Origin of the sequence: Nocardioides bruguierae, assembly GCF_023554635.1 — a bacterium.
In the GTDB taxonomy this organism is placed as follows: Bacteria; Actinomycetota; Actinomycetes; order Propionibacteriales; family Nocardioidaceae; genus Nocardioides; species Nocardioides bruguierae.
Window position 1 is genome coordinate 59,357 of record NZ_JAMJPH010000027.1, and the last position, 13,693, is coordinate 73,049.

The 13,693-nt window shown below is 75.4% G+C and carries 13 protein-coding genes; 9 read left to right on the forward strand and 4 right to left on the reverse strand.

What is annotated here, in order from left to right:
- Positions 1-11: 11 nt before the first annotated feature.
- Positions 12-587: a TetR/AcrR family transcriptional regulator gene (locus M8316_RS15415; protein WP_250055985.1), complete on the reverse strand. Its 576-nt coding sequence runs from the start codon at positions 585-587 to the stop codon at positions 12-14.
- Positions 588-756: 169 nt separating this feature from the next.
- On the opposite strand from M8316_RS15415, the gene M8316_RS15420 reads away from it, so the two are divergent.
- The 7 genes from M8316_RS15420 to M8316_RS15450 all read left to right on the forward strand — a co-directional run bounded on the left by M8316_RS15420 (position 757) and on the right by M8316_RS15450 (position 10,425).
- The gene (locus M8316_RS15420; RefSeq protein WP_250055987.1) at positions 757-2,022 is read left to right on the forward strand and encodes a glycosyl hydrolase; all 1,266 of its coding nucleotides are present in this window, start codon (positions 757-759) and stop codon (positions 2,020-2,022) included.
- Between the two features lie 90 nt (positions 2,023-2,112).
- Entirely contained in the window at positions 2,113-3,702 is a 1,590-nt protein-coding gene (locus M8316_RS15425) for an acyl-CoA carboxylase subunit beta (protein WP_250056042.1), read from the forward strand.
- Between the two features lie 5 nt (positions 3,703-3,707).
- Entirely contained in the window at positions 3,708-5,828 is a 2,121-nt protein-coding gene (locus tag M8316_RS15430) for an ATP-binding protein (protein WP_250055989.1), read from the forward strand.
- The gene (locus M8316_RS15435) at positions 5,825-6,820 is read left to right on the forward strand and encodes a hydroxymethylglutaryl-CoA lyase (protein ID WP_250055991.1); all 996 of its coding nucleotides are present in this window, start codon (positions 5,825-5,827) and stop codon (positions 6,818-6,820) included. Before M8316_RS15430 ends, M8316_RS15435 begins: the two co-directional genes overlap by 4 nt.
- Positions 6,821-6,866: 46 nt before the next feature.
- Complete coding sequence (locus M8316_RS15440) at positions 6,867-7,979, forward strand: hypothetical protein (RefSeq protein WP_250055993.1); 1,113 nt, start codon at positions 6,867-6,869, stop codon at positions 7,977-7,979.
- The gene (locus M8316_RS15445; RefSeq protein WP_250055995.1) at positions 7,976-9,220 is read left to right on the forward strand and encodes a hypothetical protein; all 1,245 of its coding nucleotides are present in this window, start codon (positions 7,976-7,978) and stop codon (positions 9,218-9,220) included. The genes M8316_RS15440 and M8316_RS15445 overlap by 4 nt, the downstream gene beginning before the upstream one ends.
- Positions 9,217-10,425, forward strand: coding sequence for a hypothetical protein (locus M8316_RS15450; RefSeq protein ID WP_250055997.1), 1,209 nt, complete (start codon positions 9,217-9,219; stop codon positions 10,423-10,425). Before M8316_RS15445 ends, M8316_RS15450 begins: the two co-directional genes overlap by 4 nt.
- Positions 10,426-10,447: 22 nt before the next feature.
- On the opposite strand, the gene M8316_RS15455 is transcribed toward M8316_RS15450, so the two are convergent.
- The gene (locus tag M8316_RS15455; protein ID WP_250055999.1) at positions 10,448-11,140 is read right to left on the reverse strand and encodes an EcsC family protein; all 693 of its coding nucleotides are present in this window, start codon (positions 11,138-11,140) and stop codon (positions 10,448-10,450) included.
- A 65-nt stretch (positions 11,141-11,205) separates the two neighbouring features.
- Between M8316_RS15455 and aat the strand changes: the two genes are divergently transcribed.
- Both aat and M8316_RS15465 read left to right on the forward strand, forming a co-directional pair.
- The gene (gene aat, locus M8316_RS15460) at positions 11,206-11,889 is read left to right on the forward strand and encodes a leucyl/phenylalanyl-tRNA--protein transferase (protein ID WP_250056001.1); all 684 of its coding nucleotides are present in this window, start codon (positions 11,206-11,208) and stop codon (positions 11,887-11,889) included.
- Between the two features lie 57 nt (positions 11,890-11,946).
- On the forward strand, positions 11,947-12,336 hold the full coding sequence (locus M8316_RS15465; protein ID WP_250056003.1) for a hypothetical protein: 390 nt from the start codon (positions 11,947-11,949) through the stop codon (positions 12,334-12,336).
- 33 nt (positions 12,337-12,369) lie between these two features.
- Here M8316_RS15465 and M8316_RS15470 read toward each other — a convergent pair whose 3' ends face one another.
- Positions 12,370-12,699, reverse strand: coding sequence for a rhodanese-like domain-containing protein (locus M8316_RS15470; RefSeq protein WP_250056004.1), 330 nt, complete (start codon positions 12,697-12,699; stop codon positions 12,370-12,372).
- 87 nt (positions 12,700-12,786) lie between these two features.
- Positions 12,787-13,653: an Fpg/Nei family DNA glycosylase gene (locus M8316_RS15475; protein WP_250056006.1), complete on the reverse strand. Its 867-nt coding sequence runs from the start codon at positions 13,651-13,653 to the stop codon at positions 12,787-12,789.
- Positions 13,654-13,693: the final 40 nt, after the last annotated feature.

Consider the following 13,693-nt stretch of genomic DNA (forward strand, 5'->3'; position numbering starts at 1 on the left):
GGCGAGCGGCCTCAGAGCCCCAGCACGCGCAGCGCGGAGCGGGTGAGCAGCACGCGCATCTCGTCCGCGGGCAGCACCGCCGAGTGCGGGGTCGAGTTCACCAGCCCGAAGACGACGTGCGCGGTCGCCCGTGCCTCGTCCTCCGAGAGCGGCTCGCCGCCCGGCGAGGTGGAGGCCCGGGAGGCGGCGAGCAGCCGCAGCTGCTCGGCCCACGTGGCCACGTACTCCCGCTGGAGGCCGCGGACACGCTCGCGGGCGTCGGTGGGCAGGCTGGCCCAGTCACGGTCCTGCACGACGATCAGCGCGGGCTGCTCCAGCGCGAAGGCCACGTGGTGCTCCACCAGCGCGGTCACGGCCGCGGCGGGCGAGTCGGCGGCGGCGACGCGGCGGCGTGCCTCGTCCCGGAGGCGGACGCTGATCTGCTCGAGCATCTCCGCCAGCAGCAGGTCCTTGGAGCCGAAGTGCTTGTAGAGGGCCGGCCCGGAGATGCCGCAGGCCGCGCCGATCTCGGAGACGGAGACCCCGTGGAAGCCGCGGGCCGCGAACAGCCGCGCGGCGGTCTGGAGGATCTGCTCGCGCCGGCTCACGCCGGTCACCGTATCGAGCACCCGGCGCCGAGCAGGGCGGGACGCGCCCCCGCGCAGCACCGGGTGACGGCATCGGTGGGCGCAGCAGGTGAGGGGAGGCACGCGTGCGCCGACGTCCGGCTCGCGCGAAGCGGACCCACCGCCTGGCCCGATGCCCGACCATGGACCCGTGCCCCGCCCCACCCGTCACTCCCGCCGCGTCGCCGCGCTGCTCGCGACGACGGGCGCCGTGCTGGCGATGGTGATCGCCTACGCGGGTGCCGAGGTGGGCCTGGTCTCCGTCAGCGAGGCGCAGGACCAGGTGGGCGACCTGGTGCAGCAGGTCACCGGGGGCACGGACGCCGGCAGCGCCGGCGCGTCCCCGACGGCCACCGCCACCGTGACCGTGAGCGAGGAGCCCGTGACCGAGAGCCCGTCCGCGCAGCCCAGCAGCACCGGCGGGACCTGCTCCACGACCCCCGACCCCGCCCCGGTCGACACCTCGGCGGACCCGGCGGTCGGCTGCCTCCTCGCCACGCTGGACGGCTGGCTGGCGAGCGGCCGGACCGGCCTCGGGCAGCAGGTGAACATCTCCAACGACCGCTGGGCGCGACCGCTGAACCGCCTCGGCACGCTGCCGGCCCTGGTCGGCTTCGACGCCGACGAGCTGGTCGACGCCCTCGACAACGGCTCCGACCGCACGAGCGACCTGGCCTCGCTCGCCGACCAGGGCGTGCTGCTCACCGCCTCCTGGCACGCCCCGAACCCGTGGACGGGCGGCTCCTCCGACGACACCACCGGCCAGGGCCAGGTCGCGGAGCTGCTGGACACCGGCAGCGCCGCCGGCCAGGCATTCTGGGCCGACTACGACCGCGTGCTCGACCGGTTCGCCGCCCTGGGCGAGCGCGGCGCCGCCGTCCTCTTCCGACCCCTGCACGAGGCCAACGGCACCTGGTTCTGGTGGGGCGGGGCAGACGCCTCGACGCTGACGCAGCTGTACGCGGCCATGCAGGACCGGGCCGCGGAGCGCGGCGTGCACAACCTGGCCTGGGCGTACTCGGCGAACGTGGTCTCCGTCGGCGACGAGTCGAGCGTGACCGCCGCGCTGCCCGCGCGCGTCGACCTCGTGGGCATCGACTCCTACTGCGACGTCTCCGGCAGCGACGGCCGCTGCACCGGCAGCGACGGGGTGGCCGTCGACGCGGTGCCGGTCACCGGCTACTCCGCCCTCTCGGGCACGGGGCTGCGGGCCGCGTTCACCGAGATCGGCCCCCGGCACGACTACGACGGCCGGTTCAGCCCCGTCTCCGTCGGCAACGCCGCGGCCGCCCAGGCGGACGCGCCCGCCTACGCGCTGTTCTGGTTCGACGACAGCACCGGCCGCAAGCAGATCGCCTCGCTGGACGGCGGGCTCGACTGGTTCACCACCTGCACGGCGGTGTGCAGCTTCGACTGACGGACCCTGCTGACAGCCCCCTGCTGACACCGGTCACGGGCCCGCTGGCCCCGCCGGTTAACGCTCGCTAACCTGTGTGACGTGGACGACATGCGGGCCCTGGTGACCGAGCTGCACTCCCGCCTGGCGCTGGCCCGGCAGGGCGGGCCGGAGCGCTCCCGCGAGCGGCACACCGCCCGCGGCAAGCTGCTGGCCCGCGAGCGGGTCGACCGGCTGCTCGACCCCGGCAGCCCCTTCCTGGAGATCGCGCCCCTGGCCGCCACCGGCATGTACGACGAGGGCGACGGTGCGGGCGAGGGCGTGCCCGGGCTCGACCGCCCCGACGCCGTCCCGAGCGCCGGTGTCGTCGCCGGCATCGGCCGCGTGGCCGGGCGCGAGGTGGTGGTCGTCGCCAACGACGCGACCGTCAAGGGCGGCACCTACTTCCCGCTGACGGTGAAGAAGCACCTGCGTGCCCAGCGCGTGGCCGAGGAGAACCACCTGCCCTGCGTCTACCTCGTCGACTCCGGCGGCGCCTACCTGCCGATGCAGGACGAGGTGTTCCCCGACCGCGAGCACTTCGGCCGCATCTTCTTCCACCAGGCCCGGCTCTCCGCCGCCGGGATCGCCCAGGTCAGCGCCGTCATGGGCTCCTGCACCGCCGGCGGCGCCTACGTGCCGGCGATGAGCGACGAGACCGTGATCGTGCGCGACCAGGGCACGATCTTCCTGGGCGGCCCGCCCCTGGTGAAGGCTGCCACCGGCGAGGTCGTCACCGCCGAGGAGCTGGGCGGCGGCGAGGTGCACGCCCGCACCTCCGGGGTCGTCGACCACCTCGCCGAGGACGACGACCACGCCCTCGAGATCGTCCGCGGCATCGTCGACACGCTGCCCGCCCCGGCCCCGCCCCCGTGGGAGGTCCGACCCGTCGAGGAGCCGCTGCTCGACCCCGCCACGCTGGTCGACGTCGTCCCGGCCGACCCGCGCACCCCCTACGACGTGCGCGAGGTGCTGCGGCGGCTGGTCGACGGCAGCCGGTTCAGCGAGTTCAAGCCGCTCTACGGCGACACGCTGGTCTGCGCCTTCGCCCACCTGCACGGCCACCCGGTCGGCATCCTGGCCAACAACGGCATCCTCTTCTCCGAGTCCGCGCTCAAGGGCGCCCACTTCGTGGAGCTGTGCGACGCCCGCGGCATCCCGCTGCTGTTCCTCCAGAACATCGCCGGGTTCATGGTCGGGCGCGAGTACGAGAACGCCGGCATCGCCAAGGACGGGGCCAAGCTGGTCAGCGCGGTCAGCACCACGCGCGTCCCGAAGCTGACGGTGGTGATCGGCGGCTCGTTCGGTGCCGGCAACTACGGCATGTGCGGACGCGCCTACGACCCGCGCTTCCTGTGGACCTGGCCGCACTCCCGCATCTCGGTCATGGGCGGCGAGCAGGCCGCCTCCGTGCTGGCCACCGTGCGCCGCGACGGCCTCGAGGCCCGGGGCGAGACCTGGAGCCCCGAGGCCGAGGACGCGTTCAGGGCGCCCATCCGGGAGCAGTACGAGGCCCAGGGCTCGCCCTGGTACGCCACGGCCCGGCTCTGGGACGACGGCGTGCTCGACCCCGCCGACACCCGCCGCGTCCTCGGCCTCGCCCTCACCGTGGCCGGCCGCGCGCCGCTGGCCCCGCGGTCCACCCCGCTGTTCCGGATGTGAGCACCATGACCGACACCCCCCAGGCACCCCAGGCAGACCAGCCCCGCCCGATCCGCACCCTCCTCGTCGCCAACCGCGGCGAGATCGCCCTGCGCGTGCTGCGCACCGCCCGTGACCTGGGCCTGCGCACCGTCGCGCTGCACACGCCCGCCGACGCCCGGCCCGGCGCCGCCGGCGGGCACCACGTCCGTGCCGCCGACGCGACCCTCGAGGTGCCCTCCTACCTCGACGTCGACGCCGTGGTCGCCGCGGCGCTGGCCTGCGGGGCCGACGCGGTGCACCCCGGCTACGGCTTCCTCTCCGAGCGTCCGGCCCTCGCCCGCGCCCTCGCGGACGCCGGCGTGCGGCTGGTCGGCCCCCGCGCCGACGTCATGGACGCGATGGGCCGCAAGGACCACGCCCGCGCGATCGCGGAGCGGGCCGGCGTCCCCGTGGTGCCGGCCTGGGGTCCTGACGAGGACCCGGCCGCCTTCTCCTACCCGGTGCTGGTCAAGGCCGCGGCCGGTGGTGGCGGCAAGGGGATGCGGGTGGTCCGCTCGCCCGAGCAGTACGCCGAGGCCCTGGCCGCCGCGCGCCGCGAGGCCGCCTCCGCGTTCGGCGACGACACCATGCTGGTCGAGCGCTACGTCGAGCGCGGCCGGCACGTCGAGGTGCAGGTCCTGGGCGACGAGCACGGCACCGTCGTGACGCTGGGCGAGCGGGACTGCTCCCCCCAGCGCCGCCACCAGAAGGTGCTGGAGGAGGCCCCCGCCCCCACGCTGGACCCCGCGGCCCGCGCCCGCCTCGCCGCCGCAGCCCGGGCCCTGGCTCAGCAGGTCGGCTACACCGGCGCCGGCACGGTGGAGATGCTGCTCGACGCCGACACGGGGGAGTTCTTCTTCCTCGAGATGAACACCCGGCTCCAGGTCGAGCACCCGGTCACCGAGGCCACCACCACCGTGCGCGGAGAGCACCCCGACCTCGTCGCCCTGCAGCTGCGGGTCGCCGCCGGCGAGCCGCTCGGGTTCAGTCAGGACGACGTCGCCGTGACCGGGCACGCGATCGAGGCCCGGGTCTACGCCGAGGACGCGTTCGGCGGGTTCCTGCCGCAGGCCGGCACCGCCACCCTGGTGCGCTGGCCCCAGGGCCCCGACGTGCGGGTCGACCACGCCCTGAGCAGCGGCGACACGGTCTCCACCGGGTTCGACCCGATGCTCGGCAAGGTCGTCGCGACCGGCGCCGACCGGGAGAGCGCCCGCCTCCGGCTGCTCGCGGCCCTCGACGACACCGCCGTGCTCGGCCTCACCACGAACACCGGGTTCCTCCGCGCCCTGGTGGCGACCGACGCGTTCGCCGCGGCCGCGATCGACACCGCCTGGCTCGACCGTGAGCCGCTGCCGGCGCCCCCGGACGCCGGGGTCGCGCGTGCCGTCACCGCCTGGGTAGCTGCCTGGCTGGGTCATGGCGGTGGGGCAGGAGCGGGGTCGGGCAGCGGCTCGGGCAGCGGGGCCTGGGCGGCCGACGGCTTCCGGTCCTCCGGGCCGCGGGCCCCGGTGCGGGTGCGGCTGGACCGCCCCGTCCTGGTGGACCTGGGCGTGGCCTCGGGATCGGCCACGGACGCGCACGGCGCCACGGTCACCGGGCCGGACGGCGAGGCCCTGGTCCTGCGGGTCCTGGAGGCAGCCGACCACGTGGTCACCGTGGACGTCGGGGACGCCGCCGGCGTGACGCGGCACCGGGTGGTCGTGAACGTGCAGCCGGGCCCGCAGCCGGGCGGCCCTCCCCGCGCCGAGGCCTCCCACCGCGGCCAGCGCGTCGTGCTCGAGGCTCCGGCCCGGGCGGCGGGGGCCGCCGCCGCGAGCGACGGCGCGGTCACGGCACCGATGCCGGGCACCGTCACCGCGGTCCTGGTCTCCACGGGAGAAACGGTGGCGGAAGGAGACGTGCTCGGCGTGCTGGAGGCGATGAAGATGGAGGTCTCGCTGCGGGCCCCGAGGCCGGGAACCGTGGTCACGGTGACCGAGGAGGTCGGTGCACAGGTGTCACGCGGAAGCCTGTTGTTCCACGTGGAACAACGAGACGAGCAGGTGGACGGCGACCAGGGCGGTGACCAGGGAGCCTCCGCTCGGAGAGCAGGTGTGCAGTGACGGCGGCGCAGAAGCCGGTGCCGAAGCCGGTGCCGCGGCCGCTGCCGATGCCGGTCGGGGAGCCGGGACTGCCCCGGGCGGTGCGGATCTGGGAGGTCGGCCCGCGCGACGGCCTCCAGAACGAGGCGACCGTGGTGCCGACACCGGTGAAGGCCGCGTTCGTCAGCCGCCTGCTGGACGCCGGGCTGCCCGTGGTCGAGGCGACCAGCTTCGTCCACCCGCGCTGGGTGCCGCAGCTCGCGGACGCCGAGGCCCTCATGACCGACCTGCTGGCCGAGCTCCAGGAGGAGGCGGTCGGCCTCCCCGTCCTGGTGCCCAACGAGAAGGGGCTCGACCGCGCGCTGGCCCTCGGCCTGCGCCACGTGGCCGTCTTCGGCTCCGCCACCGAGACCTTCGCCCGGCGCAACCTCAACCGCGGGCTGGCCGAGCAGTGGGCCATGTTCGCCCCCGTGGTCGGCCGGGCCCGGGACGCCGGCGTGGCGGTGCGCGGCTACCTGTCGATGTGCTTCGGCGACCCGTGGGAGGGCCCGGTGCCGGTCGACCAGGTGGTCTCGGCGGGGCTGCGCCTGCTGGAGCTGGGCGTCGACGAGCTGAGCCTGGGCGACACCATCGGCGTCGGCACGCCGGGCCACGTGTCCGCGCTGGTGCGTGCCTTCCAGCGTGCCGGGGTCGGGCCCGAGCGGCTCGCCCTGCACTTCCACGACACCTACGGGCAGGGGCTGGCCAACGTGCTGGCCGGGCTGCGTGCGGGCGTCACCACCTTCGACGCGAGCGCCGGCGGCCTGGGCGGCTGCCCGTACGCGGCCTCGGCCACCGGCAACCTCGCCACCGAGGACCTGGTCTGGATGCTCACCGGGCTCGGCATCGAGCACGGCGTGGACCTCGACCGGCTCGTGGCGACCAGCGCCTGGATGGCCGGTCACCTCGGGCGGCCCAGCCCCTCGGCCGTCGTCCGCGCCCTGGCGGCCCCGGGCGAGGGTGGCGACGGGTGACACCGGGGGAGGGCCCCGCCTCGACGGGTGAGGCAGAATCGGGCGCGTGAGCAGCACCAGGCGCGTCTTCCTGCACATCGGAGCCCCGAAGACCGGCACCACCTACCTCCAGGACCGGTGGCTGACGAACCGGGAGAGCCTGCAGAAGGCGGGGGTGCGGTACCCGATCGGGGTGCGCTCCGACATGTTCCTGCCCGCCCTCGACCTCATCCAGCGCCCCTGGGGCGGCCTGCTCGAGCGCGCCGGTGGCGAGTGGGAGGGCCTGGTCAAGCGGACGCTGCGCGGCGACGACGACATCCTGATCAGCCACGAGATCCTCGCCGGCGCCTCCGCCGAGCAGGTGCAGCGGGCGATGAAGGACCTCTCCGACATGGAGGTCCACGTCGTCTACACCGCCCGTGACCTGGGCCGACAGATCCCTGCGGAGTGGCAGGAGCACGTCAAGCACCGCGGCAAGACGCCCTACAACCGCTACCTCACCAAGCTGCGCGAGACCCGCACGACGCCGTCGGAGATGTGGTTCTGGCGCGTCCAGTCGCTGCCCGACGTCCTCAACCGCTGGGGCGCCAACCTCGAGCCCTCGCGGGTGCACCTGGTGACGGTGCCGCAGAAGGGCGCCCCGCGCGACGAGCTGTGGAACCGGTTCTGCCGCGCCGTGGGCGTCGACCCGGCGGCCGGGCCGGAGGAGTCCGAGCGCGCCAACCAGTCGATGGGCGCCGCGGAGACCACGCTGCTGCGCAAGCTCAACCGCCGCCTGCGCGGGCAGCTGCTCGACGACGACTACCGCCGCCTCGTGCGCCAGACCCTCGCTCACCAGCACCTCGCCCAGCGCGAGAACATGCAGAAGATCACCGTGCCCCCGCGCGACTACGAGTGGGTCGAGGAGATGGCCGAGCGGGCCCGCGAGTGGGCGGAGGGCGCCGGCGTCGACGTCATCGGCGACCTGGACGAGCTGAAGCCGGTGTGGCCCACCGCGCCCGAGGGGGTCGACGCCCAGGAGGCGTGGGCCAACCCGGACAAGGCCGACCCCGCCGACGTCCTGGAGGCCTCGCTCGACGCGCTGGTCGTGGCCCTGCTCTCCGCCAGCGAGCGCCCCGACCCGCACGAGAGCGCGACCGCCAAGGCCGGCCGCCTGGTCAAGCGCCTCGGCGGCTCGTGACGGACGGGGCCGCCCGCGCCTGGGGCTGGCTCGCCCACCTGCGCGACGGCGGCACGACCACCTGGCCCGCGTGGGCCGGGGCGGCCGAGCCCAGCGCGCGCACCCTCCCGGGCGCCCAGCAGCTGGAGCTGCTGCGTCGCCTCAACCTCCAGCTCCGGGCGGACGCCGGCCCCGCGGCGCGCCCGCAGGACGCGCTGGTCGAGCGGGTGCTCACGACCTCGCCGCCCGGCCGCGGGCGGCCCGAGCTGGACCTCGTCGGCGTCGTGCCCGACCGCGGCTGGGGCTACGCCCCGGTCGACCCGACCCTGCTGCCCCGCCCCGAGCTCGTCCGGCTCGCCTCCGCGCTGCTCGCCGAGGACCTCGTCGCCGCCGGTGGCGGCCGTGGTCAGGAGGCGCCGCAGCGCCCGCCCGCGCGGCGGTTCGCCCGCCGTCGTCCGGCCGTCTCGGGCGACCCCTGGCGCGCCGACCTGCTGCGCCGCAGCGTGCACGCGCGCGGCGTGCGCCTGGGTCACCCGGACGCCGGCCTCGTCGTGCTGGGCGCCGACCTCGCCACGATGCTCACCGACAGCTGGACCGCCCTGGCCTTCTCCGGCCGCGGCCGGCTCACCGGCTGGCCGGCGTGGGTGCGTCAGCTGCCCGAGCGCGACCTCCTGCCCCGCGGCGCCGACCCCGCCGGCCTGGCGGCCGTGCGGGCCGAGCGTCGCGCGCAGCGGCCGGGACGCGCCGGTGACCTGGGTCCGGAGTCGGTCCGCATCGTCCTCGACCCCGCGCTCCTGCCCGGCCTGCTGCGGGTGCGCGACCTCCCGCCGCCCCCGCGGGTGCCCGCCGACGCCGTCGAGCTGGCCCGGCGGGTCTCGGCGACCCTGGCGCTGCGGGTGCCCCGCGCCCGGGGCCGGCACCTCATGCGCGGGCCGTTCCTCGCGCGCGTCGACGGCCTGCCCGGCCCCGCCCTGGGGGTGCCGGCGGAGCTGCACCGATGGGTCCAGCGGCAGTCGAGACGGCAGCGTCGGGGCCTCGAGGACGCCGGATACCCTGTGCACGGCGACCCCGGCCTGCTCGTGGCGGACCTGCGCTCCCTGGCCGGGCGCGACGCCGCGGAGCCCGACGAGGTCGGGGTCCTCTCCCTGGCGCTGCGGATGCTGACCGGCACCGAGCGGGCGCACGAGCAGGACGAACCCGGGCACGACCAGCACAGGCACGACCAGCACAGGCACGACGACGAGACAGGGGGCACCCGGTGAGCGCGAAGGTCCTCCTCCACGTCGGGACCCCCAAGACCGGCACGTCCTACCTGCAGGACGTGCTGTGGCGCTCGCGGCCGGCGCTGGAGCGGGCGGGCGTGCTGTACCCCGCCGACCGGTTCGACGCCCACTTCCTGGCCGCGCTGGACCTCATGGACCTGCCCTGGGGCGGCCTGGAGACCGAGGCGGTGGGCCGCTGGGAGCAGCTGGCCGCCCAGGTCCGCGCCTTCGAGGGCACCTCGATCGTCAGCCACGAGATCCTCGCGACCGCCACCCGCACGCAGGCCGCGCAGGCGCTGGCCGACCTGGGCCACGCCCCCGGTGACCCCGACGGCGCCGAGGTGCACGTCCTCATCTCCGTGCGCGACCTCGTGCGCCAGGTCCCCGCCGAGTGGCAGGAGACGGTCAAGCACCGCTCGACCCTCACCTACGAGAAGTTCCTGGCCGACCTGCGCGACCCCGCCCGGCCGACCCGCGTCTCCAGCTGGTTCTGGGCCGCGCAGGAGATTCCCGCCATCCTCGACCGCTGGGTCGGCGACCTGCCGCCCGAGCGGGTGCACCTGATCACCGTGCCGCCCTCGGGCGCCGACCGCGACCTGCTGTGGCAGCGGTTCTCCAGCGCCTTCGGCCTGGACGGGATCGAGCTCGACCTCGAGGCCGACCGCGCCAACGCCTCCCTCGGCGTGCCCGAGGCGGCCCTGGTGCGGCGGATCAACACCGCCGCCACCGGCGTCGTGCCGCCGGCCGACTACCGCCCGCTCGTGCGCGAGCTGCTCGCCCACCGCACCCTCTCCGCCCGCTCGGGCAGCCCGCGCCTGGCCCTGCCCCCCGACGTCCACCCGTGGGCGGTCGAGGTGAGCGAGCAGTGGTCGGACGAGGTGCGCCGCCGCGGCTACGACGTCGTCGGTGACCTCGCGGACCTGCACCCCGGGCCCCCGCCGACCCGCTGGGCCGACCCCGACTCCCCGCGGGAGTCGCAGGTGGCCGACGCGGCCGTGGACGCCATCACCGCCCTGCTCGTCGAGGGCGTGGCCATGCGTGAGCACGAGGCGCGCCTGCACGGCGAGATCGAGCACCTGCGGGCCGAGCTGCACCGGGCCCACCGCTGGCGCCGGGCCAAGGAGAAGGCGCTGCGGGGCGTGCGTCGCTCCCGCGCCGGCCGCGGCCTGCACCGCGTCTACCGCCGGGTGCTGCGCCGCTCCTGACCCGACCGCTGCGCCTGGCTGGCTAGGCCTTGCGCCGTACGAGCAGCTCCCGCTCGGCGTACCGCCCGACCTTCCAGGTGCTGTAGCCGTCCGCGCCGAGGCCCACGACGCCGCCGAGGAACGGGACGCGGCGCCCGATCGTGACCGCGGCGCGCTTGCCGACCATCCGCTCGACGAGCTCGGTGGCCACCAGCGTGCCCAGCTGCTCGTGCAGGGTCCGGTCGTGCGCGGGGGCGGTGGCCAGCGCCATGGGCGGCGCGGGCAGGGTCCGGTCGCTGACCAGGTCGTCCACCCGGTCCTCGCCGAGCAGGAGGGCCAGGATCGCGTTGCGGGTGCGCAGGTCCTCCAGGTCGTAGCCGCGCAGGTGGGCGATGACCGCGAGCATCCGGGACTGCACGAGCGCCAGGCCGGAGATGTTGGCCGGCACGAGCACGGTGCTGGTGACGAGCCCGCCGATGTTCGTGACGAACCCCTGGGCCCCGGCGTAGCGGGTGTGGTCCTCGGTGATCTTGCGGACGGCCTTCTCCGCGTCCCCGCCGTGCTCGGTCAGCGCCGTGCTCGCCGCGGCGGCGGCGCTGGGCAGCGGCCCGACGCCGGCGATGGCCCGCTCGAGGGCCTGCCGGACGAACGTGCTGGTGAGCCCCGGGGCCACGCCGGTGACCTTGGGGGCCACACGTCGTCCCACGGCTCCGACGAGGCTGCGGCTGCGACTCATGTGCTCGATCCTGCCCAACGTCCGGGTGGGCAACCACCCACCCCCCTGGGGACTACGGTCGTGGGGTGCCCGTCCAGCCGCCCCCCACGCCCTGGTCCTTCCCGGACCGGCGACGCTTCGACGCGGACGACGACCTGGTCGGCGTCGGCGCCGACCTGGAGCCCGGCACCCTGCTGCGGGCCTACAGCAGCGGCCTGTTCCCGATGCCCTCGGGTGCGCACGGCGACCCGATGTACTGGTTCTGCCCGGTCCAGCGTGGCGTGCTGACGCTCGAGGGGCTGCGGGTCTCCCGCTCGCTGCGCCGCTCGTTGCGCGGCTTCGAGATCCGGGTCGACACGGCCTTCACCGACGTCGTCCTCGCCTGCGGTGACCCCGACCGCCCGCACGGCTGGATCGACGACGACATCGTCGAGGCCTACTCCTGCCTGCACGACCTGGGCTGGGCGCACTCCGTGGAGGCCTGGCAGGACGGTGAGCTGGTCGGCGGGCTCTACGGCGTCGCGATCGGCGGGCTGTTCGCGGGCGAGTCGATGTTCCACCGCGTCACCGACGCCTCCAAGGTGGCGCTGGTCGGGCTGGTGGACCTGCTGCGCGACGAGCACGCCGGGGACCGGCTCATCGACGTGCAGTGGCGCACCGACCACCTCGGCAGCCTCGGGATCGTCGAGGTGCCGCGCGGCGACTACCTGGACGGGCTGCCGGCCGTCCTGAGCGTGCCGCTGCCCGCGGCGTTCGACGACGGGCGCTGAGGACCGTCGACGGGGCCGACGTCCCGCAGGCTTCCCCCGCCTGGCTACGGTGGCGCGGTGCGTCGTCGAACCCGCTCCCTGGCCTCCGTGCTCGCCCCGCTGGCGCTCGTGGGCGTGCTGCTGGCCGGCTGCGGCAGCGACGCCGAGGACACCGCCGGCCCGGAGGACGCCAGCACGAGCGCCTTCTGCTCGGCCTGGTCCTCGCTGGACGTCGACGCCGCGGACGACACCGAGGCCACCGACCAGATCCTCGACACGGGCACGCCGTCCGGGATGGGCAAGCAGGCGCGGCGCGGCTACGAGGCGATCGTGGGGGCGCTGGAGTCCGGGGACGCCGACAACGCGCTGGACGCCCTCGACGAGGTGGACGACGACGAGGCGACCGACCTCGCGGCCTTCCTGTCCTACCTCACCACCACGTGCGCGGAGGACAGCAGCGACGGCTGAGCCCGGCGTGTGGCTCGACCGGCAGCCACGTCGTCAGACGACGGCCGGGGTGTCGCCGTTCTCGGAGACGAGCGGACGACCGGCCGCGGCCCAGTCCTCCATGCCGCCGGCGAGGTTGATGACGTCGTAGCCCTGCTGGACGAGGTACATCGCCGCCTGGGCCGACCGGCCGCCGACCTTGCAGACGACGAGGAGCCGGTCCTGCGGCACGTCCTGCAGGCGCACCGGGAGCACGCCCATGGGGATGTGCAGGGCGCCCGGGGCGTGCCCGGCCTCCCACTCGGAGTACTCGCGCACGTCCAGGATGGTCAGGTCCTCGGGGAGCGGGTCGGGGACCCCGTCGATGCTGACGGTGGGGATCATGGCGGGCGCTCCAGGGCTCGAGGGGGCTGCCCGACCGGGCAGGTGTGGCCACTGTAGGGGTCGAGGCCTCACCCCTGCCCTCACCACCTACTTCAGCAGTCTGGACATCCTGCGGTCGGCCAGCGGCTTGCCTCCGGTCTGGCAGGTCGCGCAGTACTGGAGGCTGGAGTCGGCGAACGACACCTCGCGCACCGTGTCACCGCACACCGGGCACGCCTGCCCGGTACGACCGTGCACGGCCATGTTGGTCTTCTTCTCGCTCTTCAGCTCGGACGCGGCGGTGCCGGCGGAGCGCGCCACGGCCTCGCCGAGCGTGCCGCGCAGCGCGTCGTAGAGGGTCGTCAGCTCGTCGTCGGTGAGGCTGTCGGCGGGCTTGAACGGGCTCATCCGTGCCGCGTGCAGGATCTCGTCGGAGTAGGCGTTGCCGATGCCCGCGATGGTGCCCTGGTGCCGCAGCACGCCCTTGAGCTGCTTGCGGCCCTCGGCAGCGAGGATCTCGCCCAGCTTCTCGCGGGTGAAGTCGTCGGTCAGCGGGTCGGGGCCGAGGCTGGCCACGCCGGGCACCTCCTGGGCGTCGCGCACCACGTACAGCGCCAGGCTCTTGCGGGTGCCGGCCTCGGTGACGTCGAGCCCGGAGCCGTCATCCAGGACGAGGCGCACCGCCAGCGTCGACTTCGTGCTCGGCTTGGGCGGCAGCGCCGGCACCTCGTCGCGCCACCTGATCCACCCGGCCCGCGCCAGGTGCAGGACCAGGTGGACGCCGCTGGCCTCGATGTCGAGGAACTTGCCGTGCCGGCCCACGCGGTCCACCAGCGTGCCCTCGAGCGCGGAGACGGGTGGGTCGAAGGTCTTCAGCGCCGAGAACTGCGGCACGTGGACCTTCACGATCGCGCGGCCGTCCAGGCGCCGGCCCAGGTCGTGGGCCAGCGACTCCACCTCGGGCAGCTCGGGCACGGGCTCACTCTAGGCCGATCACGCCACCGGCGGTGGTCGA